Origin of the sequence: Micromonospora sp. NPDC023633, assembly GCF_040640035.1 — a bacterium.
Taxonomy (GTDB): domain Bacteria; phylum Actinomycetota; class Actinomycetes; order Mycobacteriales; family Micromonosporaceae; genus Micromonospora.
The window spans coordinates 56014-72083 of the sequence record NZ_JBFABB010000022.1 but is presented as its reverse complement, the minus strand read 5'-3'; the positions used below and the strand labels follow the sequence as shown (position 1 = coordinate 72083).

10 protein-coding genes are annotated in these 16070 nt (G+C 75.3%); 3 read left to right on the top strand and 7 right to left on the bottom strand.

Annotation, left to right across the window (positions count from 1 at the left end; genetic code table 11):
• The coding region (locus AB0G13_RS09885; RefSeq protein ID WP_357871531.1) for a peptidase C39 family protein at positions 1-715 on the top strand (715 nt) is incomplete at its 5' end.
• A 40-nt stretch (positions 716-755) separates the two neighbouring features.
• Here AB0G13_RS09885 and AB0G13_RS09880 read toward each other — a convergent pair.
• A complete protein-coding gene (locus AB0G13_RS09880) occupies positions 756-2045 on the bottom strand; it encodes a PQQ-binding-like beta-propeller repeat protein (protein WP_357871529.1) in 1290 nt (429 codons plus the stop codon).
• A gap of 231 nt (positions 2046-2276) precedes the next feature.
• Between AB0G13_RS09880 and AB0G13_RS09875 the strand changes: the two genes are divergently transcribed.
• On the top strand, positions 2277-4103 hold the full coding sequence (locus AB0G13_RS09875; RefSeq protein ID WP_357871542.1) for a hypothetical protein: 1827 nt from the start codon (positions 2277-2279) through the stop codon (positions 4101-4103).
• An 82-nt stretch (positions 4104-4185) separates the two neighbouring features.
• On the opposite strand, the gene AB0G13_RS09870 is transcribed toward AB0G13_RS09875, so the two are convergent.
• Both AB0G13_RS09870 and AB0G13_RS09865 read right to left on the bottom strand, forming a co-directional pair.
• Positions 4186-5976, bottom strand: coding sequence for a hypothetical protein (locus tag AB0G13_RS09870; protein WP_357871527.1), 1791 nt, complete (start codon positions 5974-5976; stop codon positions 4186-4188).
• Entirely contained in the window at positions 5976-7952 is a 1977-nt protein-coding gene (locus tag AB0G13_RS09865; protein ID WP_357871524.1) for a hypothetical protein, read from the bottom strand. Before AB0G13_RS09865 ends, AB0G13_RS09870 begins: the two co-directional genes overlap by 1 nt.
• A 186-nt stretch (positions 7953-8138) precedes the next feature.
• Here AB0G13_RS09865 and AB0G13_RS09860 point away from each other — a divergent pair, with 186 nt between their 5' ends.
• A complete protein-coding gene (locus tag AB0G13_RS09860; RefSeq protein ID WP_357871522.1) occupies positions 8139-9332 on the top strand; it encodes a hypothetical protein in 1194 nt (397 codons plus the stop codon).
• Between the two features lie 63 nt (positions 9333-9395).
• On the opposite strand, the gene dxs is transcribed toward AB0G13_RS09860, so the two are convergent.
• From dxs to AB0G13_RS09840, 4 genes are all read right to left on the bottom strand, one after another.
• Positions 9396-11348 carry a 1-deoxy-D-xylulose-5-phosphate synthase gene (dxs, locus tag AB0G13_RS09855; RefSeq protein WP_357871519.1) on the bottom strand — a complete coding sequence of 651 codons (1953 nt, stop codon included), beginning with the start codon at positions 11346-11348 and terminating at the stop codon, positions 9396-9398.
• A gap of 136 nt (positions 11349-11484) precedes the next feature.
• Positions 11485-12654, bottom strand: a complete 1170-nt coding sequence (locus tag AB0G13_RS09850; protein ID WP_357871515.1) for an anhydro-N-acetylmuramic acid kinase — start codon at positions 12652-12654, stop codon at positions 11485-11487.
• Between the two features lie 21 nt (positions 12655-12675).
• The gene (locus tag AB0G13_RS09845) at positions 12676-13917 is read right to left on the bottom strand and encodes a TRAM domain-containing protein (protein ID WP_357871512.1); all 1242 of its coding nucleotides are present in this window, start codon (positions 13915-13917) and stop codon (positions 12676-12678) included.
• Positions 13914-15989 (bottom strand): APC family permease, encoded by a 2076-nt coding sequence (locus AB0G13_RS09840; protein ID WP_357871509.1) that lies wholly within the window; start codon positions 15987-15989, stop codon positions 13914-13916. Before AB0G13_RS09840 ends, AB0G13_RS09845 begins: the two co-directional genes overlap by 4 nt.
• Positions 15990-16070 lie beyond the last annotated feature (81 nt).

The window sequence follows — 16070 nt, the reverse complement described above, 5'->3', positions numbered from 1 at the left end:
TGCGGACGCTGACGGCGCTGACCGGCCCGACCCGGTCGTCGGGCCCGAGCCCCGTGCCCCGCGCCCGACGCCCGCCGGCGGCTCCGCCCCGACCCCGGCCGGCTGGGGCACCGTGCTGGACGTGCCGCGCTACTCGCAGCGGCTGCACGCCGGCACCCACCCGCAGTGGGGCGGCGGCGGGGACGCCTGGTGCAGCCCCACCTGCACCTCGATGGTGCTGGCCTTCTTCGACGCCGCCCCGGCCCCGGCCCGGTACGCCTGGGTGGCCCCGGCCGGCCCCCGCCCGGTCGTGGTGCACGCCGCGCGGCACTGCTACGACCACGCCTACGCCGGGGCCGGGAACTGGCCGTTCAACACCGCGTACGCGGGCCTGCACGGCGTGGACGCCTTCGTCACCCGGCTGCGCTCGCTGGCCGAGGCGGAGGCGTTCGTGGCCGCCGGCATCCCGCTGATCGTCTCCGCCACGTTCACCGCCGGCGAGGTGCCCGGGCTGGACTACGACACCGCCGGGCACCTGATGGTGCTCGTCGGCTTCACCGACACGGGCGCTCCGGTGCTCAACGACCCGTACGCCCCGGACGACGACGCGGTGCGCCGGACGGCCGACCGGGACCGGTTCGAGGCCGCCTGGCAGGGCGGCAGCGGCGGGGTTGCGTACGTGCTCCGGCCGCCCGGCGTGCCGCTCCCCCCGGCGCCGGAGCAGCCCAACTGGTGATCCCGGCGGCGCGTGCCGCACCGGCAGCCGCGCGGCGGGCTCAGCCGGGGTAGCGCCAGACGCCGAACTCGCCGGTGCGCAGCCGGCACACCATCGTGTCCCCCCGGCTGCGGCAGTCCCCGGAGGCGTCGCGGAGCACGTCCAGCACCCGGGCCCGGCCCGCGGCGACGTCCATCTCGGCCACCACCAGCCCGCCGCCGGCGGCGGGCGGTCGCACGGCGAGGAACCGTTCGTCGGCGTACCAGGGCATCAGCTGCCAGGTGCCCAGGTCGGCGATCTCCCGACCGGTCGCCGCGTCGAGCACGCCGAACCGTTCACCGCCGACCCCGGGCGCCAGCGCCAGGAGCCGGCCGCCCTGTGTCGACAGCACCCCGAACCATCGTCCGCCGGCCCACCGGCGCGCGCCGGTCGCCGGATCGAGCGTGACCAACCTGTTCCCTCCGGGCGCGCAGAGCAGCTCGCCGCACTCGTCGACGTGCTCCACCATGGGCACGCGCGCCTCCCACCGCCGCCGCAGCCCGTCCAGCTCGTAGGCGGTCACCATGCCCACGGACGACCGGACGACCAGCAGCAGGTCGTGCGCCACCACCGTGTGCCCGTAGCCGGGCAGCTCACCGAGGCCCAGGTCCGCCGCGTGCACCAGCGCGCCGGAGCGGGGGTCGCGCACCTCGACGCGCCCCTTCGCGGGGGCCAGCACGATGCGCTCGACCAGCCCGTCGCGGAGGGCGTACGTCGCGCCCTCACCCGTCGTCGGCACCGACCAGAGCGCCCGTCCGGAGGCCGGATCGACCGACCGCACGGTGCCGCCCTCCACCCCGCCGGTCTGCATCAGCAGGATCCCGCTCGGGTCGGGCCAGGGGTAGCCGGGCTGCCGCCAGCGTTCGCGGCCGGTCCCGGCGTCGAGGGCGACCGTCTGCCCGTCCTGGTCCCCGGTGATCGAGAAGAGCGCCGTCCCCGGCCCGGCCTGGACCTGCCAGAACCGGCCCGCCACCGGGACCCGGGTGCGCCACACCGGGGCGGGCGGCGCGTCGTCGACCGGCGCCCGCTCGGGCAGGGCGTACGCCCGCACCTCGACGGTCCCCTCGGGCTCCCCCTCGGTCGGTTCGACGACGTAGAGCCGGTCGCCGTGCAGGAACGCCTCCGACCCGAGCCGGGCCGGCACGACGACCGCGACCCGTGCCGGCAGCGGCGCGGCCGCCGCCACGGTGGCCACGAGGAACGCGAGCACCAGCGCGACCCGCAGCGGCCTGCCGACGGCGCGGGGCGGGCGGGGCGGTGGCGCCTCCCGGCCCGGCTCGTCGCGCAGCTCGCCCAGGTCGATCAGCGTCACGCCCGCCCCTTCCGGTCCCGGTCCTCAGGCAGCTCCCAGACGCCGAACGCGCCGCCGTCGCGCCAATAGACGACGCCGCCGAGGTCGGCGACCATCGCGTGCCGTCCTCCCCGTCACACCGTGGCCTCCGGCGGACCGGCAAATCGGCCGTGGGCGCACCGGCCCGGCAAAAGCGACGCCCGAGCGCCTGTACGATGGCGCGTCGTGGCTGTGCCGGTGGTAGACCCCTCGCTGAACTCCGTCTCCGAGCCCGACGCGGCCGAGCCGACGCGCCGGCCCCGGCGCGGGCCGTCCCGCGCCGACGTACTGGCCATCGGAGCCTATGTCCTGCTCGGCGTTTTCGTGTGCCTGAACTACTGGGTGGACGTGCAGAACCGGGTGTCCTCGCACCTGCCCACCGACCACAGCTGGTTCGAGTGGCTCTTCTCGCACGGCGCGTACTCGGTGCGGCACCTGGAGAACCCGCTGTTCACCGAGCGGCAGAACGCCCCGGACGGGGTGAACATGATGGCGAACACCTCGCTGCTCGGGGTGACGCTGCCGCTGGCGCCGCTGACCATGCTCCTCGGCCCGCAGGTCATGTACGCGCTCTACCTGGGCGGTGCGCTGGCCGCGACCGCCGGCACGTCGTACTGGATGTTGTCGCGGCACCTGGTGCGCTCCCGCGCGGCGGCCTTCGTCGGCGGCGCGTTCCTCGGCTTCGCGCCGGGCATCGTGCACCACGCCAACGGCCAGCCCAACTTCGTCTCGAACTTCCTGCTGCCGCTGATCGTGGTGCGGGTGCTCCGGCTCGGCGAACCCGGCCGGTGGCGGCGCAACGGGCTCGTGCTCGGCCTGCTGGTGGCGTACCAGATCTTCATCAACGAGGAGATGCTGCTGCTCACCGCGCTGGCCTGCCTGGTCGTCGTGGTCGCGTACGCGATCATGCGGCCGGCGCGGACGCGGGCGGTGGCTGGCACCTTCGCCGCGGCGCTCGGCGTGGGCGGCGGGTTGGCGCTGCTGCTGACGGCCTACCCGATCTGGTTCCAGTTCAACGGCCCGCAGTCCTACCGCGGGTTGCAGGGCGGGGTGTTCCACAGCTGGGGCGAGGACCTGGCCGCCTTCGTCACCTTCGCCCGCGACACCGTGGCCGGCGACGAGGCGGTGGAGAAGACCATCGGGCTGACCGAGCAGAACACCTGGTTCGGCTGGCCGCTGGTGCTGCTGTCGGTGGTGGCGCTGGTGCTGCTGGTCCGCCGCTCGCTCACCGCCCGGATCCTCGCGGTGCTGGTGGTGGTCTTCACGGTCGCCTCGATCGGCCCGAAGGTGCGGATCAACGGGGTGGAGACGGAGACGGACGGCCCCTGGGCCTACGTCTCCGACGACCTGCCGCTGGTCGAGATGATGATGCCGACCCGGCTGGCCCTGGTGGTGGCGGCGGCACTGGGCGTGCTGCTCGCCCTGGCCTGGGACGCGGTCGCCGGCAGCGGCCGCCCGCCGGTGCCGGCCCCCCGCACCGGCGACGACACCGCCGACGCGGCCGGGCCGCGCCGCCGCTGGCTCCGGCCGGTCGGGTACGCGGCCGTCGCGCTCGCCGTGCTGCCGCTGTTCCCGCGTCCGCTGCCCGCGCAGCCCGTCGACCCGCCGCCGCACTTCATCACCGCCGGCGGCTGGCGCCCGTACGTGCCGCAGGGCCGGACCCTGGTGCCGGTGCCGATCCCGAGCAACGTGCACGGCCTGCCCACGCTGCGCTGGAGCGCGCTGACGCAGCACGCGTTCCCCGTTCCCGGCGGCTACTTCATCGGGCCGAACGAGCTGGGCGAGGGCGTCTTCGGCGCGCCCAACCGGCCGACCAGCACCCTGATCTACTCCACGATGGACAAGAACGCCGTCCCCGCGCTGACGGAGGAGAACCGCCGCCAGGCGGTCGAGGACCTGCGCTTCTGGCGGGCGTCCGTGGTCGTCCTCGGCGCGCATCCCCGCGAGGCGGTCCTGCGCGAGCTGATGACCGCGCTGATCGGCCCGCCCCAGCGCGTCGACGACGTGTGGCTCTGGGACGTCCGGCCGCTCGTCGGCTGAGCCACCGACCGCCGACGGGCGAGCGGGCTGAGCCGTCACCGACCGGCCGGCGGGCGGGACCGCGGACCGGCGGGCCGGGCCGTCAGCCCAGCAGGGGGCGGACGTCCCAGACGTGGGCGCCGGCCACCTCCCGGCCGGGGCCGAGCAGCGCGTCGACCGTACGGCGCACCGGGTCGCCGTGGTGCAGTCCGCCCTGGACCACCACGGCGGCGCGCCAGTGGCGCAGGTCCTCGACCGCCTGCCGGCGGTGCTCGTCGGTGACCACCGGCACCTCGCCGGTCTCGGCCACCCGGCGCAGCAGCTCGGCGGTGGGGCGGTCCGGGGCTCCCCACCGGGCGGCCGGGTCGTCGGCGGCCCGGGGGCCGATGAAGTAGCCGCCCGGGGCCGGGAAGGCCAGCCCGGTGCGGGCCGACCAGAGCATCGCCGGGCTGACCCCGGCGCCGGTCACCGGCGGCACCGGGACCAGGGTCCGACCCGGCGGGACGTGGGCCCGCCAGCCGCCCTCGGCCACGAACGCCGGCACGGGCCAGGCCGGCACGGTCCGGATCGGGGTGGGGATCAGCGGCAGCAGCGCGGCGGCCACCGCCCCGCCCCAGAGCAGCCGCACCGGCACGCCGCCCGCCCGCGGCCCGGCCGCCGGTTGGGAACGCAGCCGGTCCAGGGAGAGGGCGAGCAGGATGCCCAGCACCGGGACGCAGACCAGCGGAAAGCGCGCCGGCACCGCGTGGTCGAGCAGCGGCAGCTCGGCGACCAGCCGGTACGGCCCGGGGATGCCGGTGGGCGTGCCGTCCAGGCGGACCTGCTCGCCCAGCGAGAGCAGCGCGAAGAACAGCCCGCAGGCGGCCAGCGCGCGGACCAGCGGCCGGCGCCACAGCCAGATCACGATCACCACGGCGAGCACCAGCAGCCCCGGGCCGAAGAAGGAGTTCTCCTCGGTGGGGTTCGGCGCGAGCAGGCCGGGCAGGTGGTCGTCGCCCAGCACCGTCTGCCGCGCCGAGGCGGTGAACGACGCGGCGTCGAGCTGGTAGCCGTACGCGTGGAAGGGCATCCCCCGGTAGTGGCCCGGGCCGAAGAACTGGAACCACAGCGGGTACGCCAGCAGCGGCAACGCCACCGCCACCCCGACCGCGAGCCGGCCGAGCAGCGCGGGCGCCAGCCGGCGCGCCGTCGCCCGGTCGGCCGCCGCGTACGCCAGCGCGAACGTGCCGGCGGCGAGGACCAGGAAGACCAGCACCTCCTCGCCGAGGAAGACCTGGTACGCCACCAGCAGCCCGAGCAGCGTCCCGTGCCGCCGCACCCGGCGCGGGTCCGGGTGGAACACCAGCGCCAGGATCACCGGCACCAGGAACTGCGCCGCCATGTGCAGGTGCGCCCCGGCCTGCGCGACCATGCCGGGGGCGAAGCCGCAGAACAGCCCGCCGACGGCCGCCGCCACCCGGGAGTCGACCAGCCGGCGGCGCAGCAGCGCGTACCAGGCGGTCGCGGTGCCGGCGAGGCAGCAGACCACGGCCACCAGGAACGCGACCTGCGAGCCGAAGAGCAGGGTGACCGGCGTCAGCGGCACGCCCAGGCCGAGCACCGAGGTGTTGGCCATCAGGTTCACCCCGTCCGGGGCGTTCAGCTCCGCGCTGTACAGCGGGTTCTCCAGGCCCGTCACCGCCCGGGCCGCGCGGGCCAGCATCCACTCGAAGAGGATCTGGTCCCCCGCCTGGTGGAACAGCCGCCCCGGGCGGCCCCACTGGCCGAGGGTCAGCAGCACCGCCAGGGCGAGGTAGCCGGCGACGACCAGCGCGTCCGGCGCGCGTACCGGCAGCCGGCGGGACCGCCGGGCGGGTGCCGCCTCGACGGTGCCGGTCGCCGCCGGGGCGGTCATCAGGTTCGCTGGTCGGTCAGCGCCCGGACGTCCCAGACCCAGACGTCCAGCTCCCGGCGGCCGGGACCGACCAACTGCTCGACGGTGCGCCGTAGCTGCTCGGAGTGGTGCTGGGCGACCGGGAGCACCAGGATGGCCGCCCGCCAGTGCCGCAGCTCGTCGAGCGAGCGGCGGCGCTGCCGGTCGTCCAGCTTCGGGATGCGCCCGGTCGAGGCGACCTCCTCCAGCAGCTGACCGACGCCGCTGGGCCGGCCGCCGAAGCGGCCGGGGTCACCGGTGTTGCCGTTGCGCGGCGCCAGGAAGTAGCCGCCGGGGATCTTGAAGTCGAGGTTGGTGGAGGCGGCCCAGCGCATCCCGTGGGTGTGCCCCATGTTCGGCACCGGGATCGGCACCAGGGTCTGGTCCGGGCCGACGTAGCCGCGCCACCGGTCGGCGGTGATGAAGTCCGGCACCGGCGGGCGGGAGGTCACCTTCAACGGCATCGGCGCGATCGGCAGCAGTGCGAGGACGAGCCCGGCCACGGTGAGCGTACGCAGCGTGCGGCGCTCGACCGGCAGCGTCCGGGAGCGCTCGACGGCGAGGGCCAGCAGGATGCCGACCACCACGCTGGTGATCAGGCCGAACCGGGTGGGCACCACCGCGTCGAGCAGCGGCAGCCGGACCAGCCACTCCCAGGGCCCGGTGAACAGCTCGCGGTCCCACCAGGACACCCGCTCGCCGAGGGAGAGCACGGCGAAGAACACCCCGGTCGCGGCGAGCGCCCGGACGAGCAGCTCCCGCCGCAGCCAGGCCACGATGCCGACGGCGATCAGGGAGAGGCTCCAGCCGAAGAAGGCGTTCTCCTCCGAGTAGTTCGGCGCGAGGTTGACGTTCGCGCGCTCGTCGCCGCCGATCGTCGGCGAGCCGGGCGCGAAGAAGGCCGCGATGTCGTTGCCGTAGTCGCGGACCGCGTCGCTCAGGCCGTGGTACGCCATCGGCCCGGCGAACTGGATGTAGAGCGGGTACGCCAGCAGCGCCCCGGCGAGCACGGTGCAGATCGCGAGCGCCTTGGCCAGCGGTCGCCAGGCCGCCGACCAGAGCGCGGGCCGCTGGGCGAGCACCGCGAGCAGGAACACCCCGCAGGCGAGCGCCGTGAAGAGCAGGATCTCCTCGTTGATGAACGCCTGGGCGGTGACCATCAGGGCGAGCAGCACGCCGTCGCGCCACGGCCGGCGGGACCGGGTGATGACCAGCACCCGCCAGACGATGAACGGCAGCAGGAACTGGGAGATGATGTTGGGGTGCCAGTTGGCGTGCGACAGCATCGCCGGCGAGAACCCGCAGAACCAGCCGCCGACGGCCGCCGCCAACGGGCTGCGCACGACGTGCCGGGAGAGCACGAAGTACCAGGCCGAGGCGGTGCCGGCGAGCGCGAGCGTGACCAGCACCACGAAGGTCACGGCCGGCCCGAAGAGCAGCGTCACCGGCACCATCGGGATGCCCAGCGCGAGGATGGCCGTGTTGGCCATCAGGTTGACCCCGTCGGGGTAGTTGAACTGCTCGGTGAAGAACGGGAACTCGCCGTGCAGCACCACGCGTACCGAGTGGGCGAGGAAGAACTGCACCTGGGCCGGGTCGCTGCTGTAGAGCGAGGCCACCCGGCCGGCCGGGTCCACCCAGATCTGGCTGGTCACCCACACCGCGGCAAGCAGGAACAGGCCGAGGACCGTGAGGTCCTGCCGCCGCCGGGTCCACCGCCGCGGGCGGGCCGCGCCGGCCTCGCCGGAGGGGGTGGCGGCTTCGGAGGGGGTGGCGGCGTCGGTCGCTCCGGTGGACGCGGCCTCGCCGGGGGCGTCGGCTCCGTCGGCGCGGGCGGTTCCGCCCGGCGTACGGTCACCGGCGCCGCCGCCCACGGGCGGCGCCACGGGTTCGGACGCGGGGGCCGTGGCGGCGTCGGATTCCGACCAGGATTCGGCGCGGGTCTCGGCAGGCGTCACAGTCGGCGGAGTCTACCCGAGCGGGACATTCACCCTGAAACCACGGCAGTGTCCTCTGTGGTGGACGTCGATCACGGCCCGCGACCTGCACACGGACCGTGGGCGAGGTGGCGCGTCCCGGTGATCCGACATCTCGTACTATGGCGCTTTCCGTTGAACGGCTGAGGCGATCGAGGGGGCGTACAGGTGGCTCCAGTCCGCCGGCGCGGCATCACGGCCACCGCACTGCTGACCCTGCTGCTCACCGCGACCGCCTGCGGGCCGGTGGCGGACCGGCAGCCGGGCGACCTGCGGATCGGCTACGACAGCCTGGACGGCGACCTCACGGTCTGGCCGCCGCGCGGCACCCTGGCGGGCGACGCCGCCGCCCGGTCGGCCGTGACCGGGGCGGTACGCGACTGGCGGTCGCCGGCCGACGACCGAGTGCACCTGCCGACGTCGGGGATCCTCTGGTCCGGCGAGGTCGACGGCGCGCCGCTGGCCCTGGTCGCCGCGGACGTGCCCGGCGAGAGCGCCTCCTGGCTGCTCCAGGTCACCGCCGAGGGCGGCCGGTACGCGGTCACCCGCGCCGCCGAGTACACCGACCCCGGCTACCTCGTCTACTCCGACGTGCTGCCCGTGCACACCTCCGACGGGCGGCGCTACCTCACGTCGGGCCGGGTGCAGCGGCTGCTCGGGCCGGACGGCCGCGCCCTGCGGCACACCGACGGCCTCACCGAGCCGGTGGACGTGCCGGCCTGCCGGGCGGTGCCGGTGACCGCCACGCTCCGGGCCACCGAGGCGCTGCCCCGGGGCCGGGCCGCCGACCGGCTGCTGGACCTCGGCACCGGCACCACCGACCCGCGCTACCCCCTCGTGCGCGACGAGAGCGGCTCCGGCAAGCGCGCCCTCACCGGCCTGGACACCTGCGTGCTCGCCGGAGAGGAGGGCCCGTTCGGCAGCGTCCCCCGGCGCATCGGCGACCGGGACGCGCCGCGCTCGGTGCCGTCGTCGTGGCCGATGACCAAGCTGACCGTACGCACCCTGGGCGAGGTCGCCCTCGGCGGCGGCGAGCCGGCGGAGCTGGAGCAGCTGACCTGGGAGACGGCCGACGGCACGATGAGCGCCGTCGTGTACCGCCCCTCCGACGGCGGCACGCCGGTCGTCTCGCCCGCCGACCGGTCCCACCCGTTGCAGACGTACGCGCTGCCGGTGCCGGGGCAGCCACTGGCCGTGCTGAGCTGGCGGCCGACCGCCGACAGCTCGCTGTCGACGCCGCCGGACACGCCCCGGCTGGTGGACCGGCCGGGGCTGGTCGTGGTGCCGATGCCGACCCGCTCGGAGACGTTCAGCCTCGCCGAGGCGGAGAAGACGCACTACCGCTCCCTCGGCGGCCGCTGAGCCAGCGCGGGGTACGACGACGGCGGGTGTCCCGGTCGCCCGGGGCACCCGCCGTCGTCGGTCTCAGTTCTGCGCGGTCGCGTCGTCGGCGGCGATGACCGGCTCGACCGGCTCGACGTCCAGCCGGGAGATCCAGCCCGTGACGTCGCGGGCCACGTCCTGCGCGGTCAGGCCGAGGTCGGCGAGGATCTGCGCGCGGGTGCCGTGCGGGTGCCACTCGGCCGGTACGCCGAGGTCGCGCAGCGGCACGCGGACGTCGGCGTCGCGCATCGCCTGGGCGAGGGCGTCGCCGACGCCGCCGACCCGGACGCCGTCCTCGACGGTGACCACGAGCCGGTGCCCGGCGGCCAGCTCCACCAGCTCGGCCGGGACCGGGCGGACCCAGCGCGGGTCGACCACGGTGACCCCGAAGCCCTGCTCGGCGACCCGGGTGGCCACCTCCATGCCCAGGTGGCCGAAGGAGCCGACCGCGACCAGCAGCACGTCCTTGCGCGCCGACTCGGCCAGCACGTCGACGGTCCCGACCCGGCGCACGGCCGGCAGGTCGGCGGCGACGGTGCCGGTCGGGAAGCGGACGATGGTGGGGCCGTCGTCCACGCCCACCGCCTCGCGCAGCTCCTCGCGGAGGGTGGCGGCGTCGCGGGGCGCGGCGATCCGCAGGCCCGGCACGACCCCAAAGACGGACATGTCCCACATGCCGTAGTGGCTGGGCCCGTCGGGGCCGGTGATGCCGGCCCGGTCCAGCACGAAGGTCACCGGCAGCCGGTGCATCGCCACGTCCAGCAGGACCTGGTCGAAGGCGCGGTTGAGGAAGGTCGCGTAGACCGCCACCACGGGGTGCAGCCCGCCGAGGGCCAGGCCGGCGGCCGAGGTGGCCGCGTGCTGCTCGGCGATGCCCACGTCGTAGACCCGGTTCGGGTACTTGCGGGCCAGCTTGGCGATGCCGGTCGGCTCGGCCATCGCGGCGGTGATGCCCACCACGTCGGGCCGCTCGTCGGCGATGGCGACCAGCTCGTCGGCGAAGACGTGGGTCCACTTCACCGACGGGGCGGCGACCAGCTTGCCGGTCTCGATGTCGAAGGCGCTGCCCGGGCCGTGCAGGCAGTCGGCCTCGTCCTCCTCGGCCGGGCGGTAGCCGTAGCCCTTGCGGGTGACGGCGTGCACGATGACCGGGCCGCCGAAGTTCTTCGCCGCGCGCAGCGCCGACTCGACCGCGGCCACGTCGTGCCCGTCGACCGGGCCGACGTACTTGATGCCGAGGTCCTCGAACATCGCCTGCGGGGCGACCGCGTCCTTGATGCCCCGCTTGACCGCGTGCAGCACCTCGTACATCGGCTTGCCGACCAGCGGCGTCGAGCCGAGCGCCTCCTTGACGGTGTCGAGCACCTTCTCGTAGCCGGGGTTGAGCCGCAGCGAGGAGAGGTGGTCGGCCAGGCCGCCGATGGTCGGCGCGTAGGAGCGGCCGTTGTCGTTGACCACGATCACCAGCGGGTTGCGGGCGGTGGCGATGTTGTTCAGCGCCTCCCAGCACATGCCGCCGGTGAGCGCGCCGTCGCCCACCACGGCGACCACGCTGCGCTGCTCGCCCCGCAGCGCGTACGCCTTGGCCAGGCCGTCGGCGTAGGACAGGGCGGTGGAGGCATGCGAGTTCTCGATCAGGTCGTGCTCGCTCTCAGCCTGGCTCGGGTAGCCGGAGAGGCCGCCGCGCTGGCGCAGCTTGTCGAAGCCGCTCTGCCGCCCGGTGAGGATCTTGTGCACGTACGCCTGGTGGCCGGTGTCGAACAGGAGCCGGTCGCGCGGGGAGTCGAAGACCCGGTGCATGGCCAGGGTCAGCTCGACCACGCCCAGGTTGGGACCGACGTGCCCGCCGGTGCGCGAGACCTTCGCGATCAGGAAGTCACGGATCTCGGCGGCGAGGACGTCCAACTCCTCGGCGGACATCCGCTTGACGTCCTGCGGACCTCGGACGGTGGCCAGCAGCCCGGTGTGGTGGACCGTGCCCTCTTCAACGCTCATGACGCAAGAGTCTATCGGCCGCCCGGTACTCCGCAGCCTTGCCCGGACGCCCGCCCACCGGCCGGGGACACTGAGCGCCTGGTCAGGTCCGGATCCGCCGCCGGCCGGCGGGCGGCACCCGGGGCGCCCCGGGGAGTCAGGCCGTGATCCGCAGCCGCCGGGGCGCCGCGACCCCCGCAGCGCCCCGGTACGCCGGCCCGGACGGGGTCCAGGAGCCGAGCACGGCGGCCCGGGCGGCGCCGGTCACCGAGGGCAGCGCGCCGGGCAGCCCGTGCCAGGAGAGCCAGCCCAGCAGCGCGAACGCGTACGCCTCCTTGGCCTGCGCGGGCACCCCCAGCTCGTCGGTGGTGCGCAGCCGCCAGCGCCCCGCCCCGAGGGCGGCCAGCCGGGCGGTCAGCGTGGGGTTGCGCACCCCGCCGCCGGCCGCGACCACCTCCACCACGCCGTGCCGGTCGCACTCGGCGGCCACCACCCGGGCGGTCAGCTCGGTCAGGGTGGCGAACACGTCGTCGGCCGGCACCGCCTCGCCGAGGGCGGCCAGCCGCGCGTCCAGGTAGCCGGCGTGGAACAGCTCCTTGCCGGTCGACTTGGGCGGCGGCGCCGCGTAGTACGGCTCGGCGAGCAGCGCGTCGAGCAGGCCGGGGTGCACCCGACCGACCGCCGCGCGGGCGCCGTCGAGGTCGCAGGGCCGGCCCAGCAGGCGGCGGGCCGCCGCGTCGAGCAGCGCGTTGGCGGGCCCGACGTCGTACCCGAGCACCGGCGCGCCCGGGGCGAGGACCGTGAGGTTGGCGATGCCGCCCAGGTTGAGCGCGGCGCGCGGGGCCGCGCCGTCCGCCGGGTCGAGCAGCAGCGCGTCGAAGGCCGGGACCAGGGGCGCGCCCTGCCCGCCGGCGGCGACGTCCGCCGAGCGCAGGTCGCTCAGCACGGGTACGCCGACCCGGGCGGCCACCCGGGCCACGGCGCCCAGTTGCAGGGTGCCCCGGGCGCGTCCGTCGTCGACCCAGTGGAAGACCGTCTGCCCGGGCGAGACCACCGCGTCGACCGTGCCGCCGGCCAGCTCGACGCCGAGGGCCGCCGCCTCGGCGAAGACCTCCCCGAGGCGGTTGTCCAGCCGGCAGACGGCCTCGACGGTGGTGCTCCCGGGCGGCAGCAACGCGCCGATCGCGGCGCGCAGCTCGTCGTCGTAGTCGAGGCCCCGGTGGCCCAGCGGGCGCAGCCGCAGCGTGTCCCCGTCGAGGGTGAACTCGGCGGCGGCCACGTCCACCCCGTCGTAGGAGGTCCCCGACATCAACGCGACGATCTTCATCACGTCAGGCTAGCGGGCGGCTCAGTCGGGCGGCAGGAGCAGACCGACCAGCTCGACGTGCTGGGTCATCGGGAACAGGTCGAAGCCGCGCAGCGCGGCCAGCCGCCAGCCCAACCCGGCGAAGGTGCGCACGTCACGGGCGAAGGCGGCCGGGTCGCAGGCCACGTACGCGATCGCGCGGGGACCGGCGGCCACCAGGTCCCGCACCACCCGGCCGCCCGCGCCGGAGCGCGGCGGGTCGAGCACCACCACGTCGACCGGGCCGGTGATCCGGCGGCGGGCCAGGGCGGTCTCCACCCGGGCCGGCACGACCTCCACCCGGGGCAGGTCGCGCAGGTTCTCCCGGGCGGCGGCGACGCCCTGCGCCGCCGACTCGACCAGGGTGACGCGGCCCGCGTCGCCGACCCGGCCGGCCAGCGCGGCGGCGAAGAGCCCCGCCCCGCCGTAGAGGTCCCAGGCCCGCTCCCCCGGGCGCGGGTCGACCAGCTCCAGCACGGCGTCGACCAGGGTGTCGGCGGCGGCCGGGTGGACCTGCCAGAACGACGACGCCGGCAGCGTCCACTCCCGGCCGGCCGCCACCTCGCGGACCCGGTCCGGACCGCTCACCGGGCGGGACACCCCGTCGGCGACGGCGGTCACGGCCACGTCCCCGCCGGTGGAGGCGACCGTCTCGACCGCGTCCGCGTCCGGCCAGCGCGCCCCGGTCGGGGCCAGCACGGGCAGCTCCCGGATCGCCGGGTGGGCGATCAGGCAGCGGTCGATCGGGACCACCTCGTGCGAGCGGTGCTTGAGCAGCCCGGCCCGGCCCGCCCCGTCGACGGCGTAGCGGACCCGGGAGCGCCAGCCGAGCGACCCGCCGGGCAGCGCCGCCACCCGGACGCCGAGGGCGTCCAGCTCGGCGTCGGCGAGCCCGCCGAGGCGGGTGAGCTGCTCGCGCACCACGGCCGCCTTCCAGTCGAGCTGGGCGGCCGGGGCGACGTGCTGGAGGTCGCATCCGCCGCACCGGCCCGGCTTCGCGTACGGGCAGGGCTGCTCGACCCGCTCCGGCGCGGCCTCGAGCACGGTCACCGCGTCGGCCCGGACGAAGCCGCGGTGCACCTCGGTCACCTCGGCGACCACCCGCTCGCCGGGCAGCGCGTGCCGGACGAAGACCACCTGGCCGTCCACCCGCGCGACGCAGTGCCCACCCGGCGCGACCGCCCCGACGGTCAGCTCGACCCGCTCGGCCTCCTCCAGCCCCCGGCCGTCCCCGTGCGCCGTCACCGCTCTCCTCCACCACTCGGGCCGCTCTCGCCGGGCGGCGCGGACACGACGGGGGGGACGCTCGGCGGCAGGGTGCCGCGCGGCGCGACCCGGGGGCCGCGCGCCGGGCCCCGGGTCAGCGTGGCGTCCAGCCGGTCCAGGTCCTTGCCGGCGGTCGAGGCGAGCTGCCACGGCACGCTGGTCACCATCACCCCCGGTTCGAAGAGCAGCCGGCCCTTCAGGCGCAGCGCGCTCTGGTTGTGCAGCAGGTTCTCCCACCAGCGCCCCACCACGTACTCCGGGATGAAGACCGTCACCACGTCGCGCGGCGACTCCCGGCGGACGCCGGCCACGAAGTCCAGGATGGGCCGGGTGATCTCCCGGTACGGCGAGTCGACCACGGTCAGCGGGACGGGCAGGTCCCGCCGCTCCCACTCCGCCTGCAACTCCCGGGTGTCCTTCTCGTCGACGTTCACGGTCACCGCGGTCAGCGTGTCCGGCCGGGTGGCCCGGGCGTACGCGATGGCCCGCAGCGTCGGCTTGTGCAGCTTGCTGACCAGCACGACGGCGTGGTTGCGGGCGGGCAGCACGGCGCGGCCCTCGTCCGGCGGGGTCAGCTCCGCGGCGACCCGGTCGTAGTGCCGCCGGATGGCGAGCATCAGCACGTAGATCATCGCCATCGCGGCGATGGCGATCCACGCGCCGAGCAGGAACTTGGTGACGAGCACGATGACCAGCACCGTGCCGGTCATCGCCATGCCGAAGGTGTTGATCGCCCGGGACCGGAGCATCCGCCGCCGCGCCTGCGGGTCCCGCGCCGTGCGCAGGTGCCGGTTCCAGTGCCGGATCATGCCGGCCTGGGAGAGCGTGAAGGAGACGAAGACGCCGACGATGTAGAGCTGGATGAGCCGGGTCACCTCGGCCTGGAAGCCGACGATCAGCACGATCGCGGCGACGGCCAGGAAGACGATGCCGTTGGAGAAGGCCAGCCGGTCGCCGCGGGTGTGCAGCTGCCGGGGCAGGTAGCGGTCCTGGGCGAGGATCGAGCCGAGCACCGGGAAGCCGTTGAACGCGGTGTTCGCGGCCAGGAAGAGGATCAGCGCGGTGACCCCGGCGAGCACGTAGAGCAGCACCGAGCCGGAGCCGAAGACCGTCTCCCCGAGCTGGGTGGTAACGGTCTTCTGCACGTACCCCTCGGGGCCGGAGATGATCTGCAACCCCGGGTCCTCGACGAACTGCAGGCCGGTGAGCCGGGACAGCCAGATGATGCCGACCAGCATGGCCACCGAGATGGTGCCGAGCAGCAGCAGCGTGGTGGCCGCGTTGCGGCTCTTCGGGGCCTTGAACGCCGGCACCCCGTTGGAGATCGCCTCCACGCCCGTCAGCGCCGCGCAGCCCGAGGAGAAGGTGCGCAGCAGCAGGAAGACGAGGGCGAAGCCGGTGACGCTGTGCTCGGCCTGGATCTCCAGCCCGGCGCTGGGCGCCCGCAGGTCGTGGCCGAGCACGAAGACCCGCACCAGGCCGGTGAGCAGCATCCCGACCATCACGATGATGAAGCCGTAGGTGGGGATCGCGAAGGCCGTGCCGGACTCCCGCAGGCCGCGCAGGTTCACCGCGGTGAGCAGCACCACCGCGGTGACCGCGATCAGCACCTTGTGGGTGGCCACGAACGGCACCACCGAGCCCAGGTTGGCCACCCCGGAGGAGACCGAGACCGCGACCGTGAGCACGTAGTCCACCAGCAGCGCGCTCGCCACCGCGACCCCCGCCCGGGGACCGAGGTTCACCGTGGCCACCTCGTAGTCGCCGCCGCCCGAGGGGTAGGCGTGCACGTTCTGCCGGTAGCTGGCCACGACGGTGAGCATCACCACCACGACGGCCAGGGCGATCCACGGCGAGAAGAGGAACGCCGAGGCGCCAGCGATGGAGAGGGTCAGCAGGATCTCGTCGGGCGCGTACGCGACGCTGGAGAGCGCGTCGGACGCGAACACGGGCAGCGCGATGCGCTTGGGCAGAAGCGTGTGCTTGAGCCGGTCGGACCGGAACGGTCGACCGAGGAGCAGCCGCTTCAGCAGCGAGGTGGGTCTGGCCACAACCGCCAAGCGTACGACCACCCGGGCGGGCGTCGCGGGGTGGTCGATCGCGGCGGGCCGGACGGGCGGAGTACCGTCGGT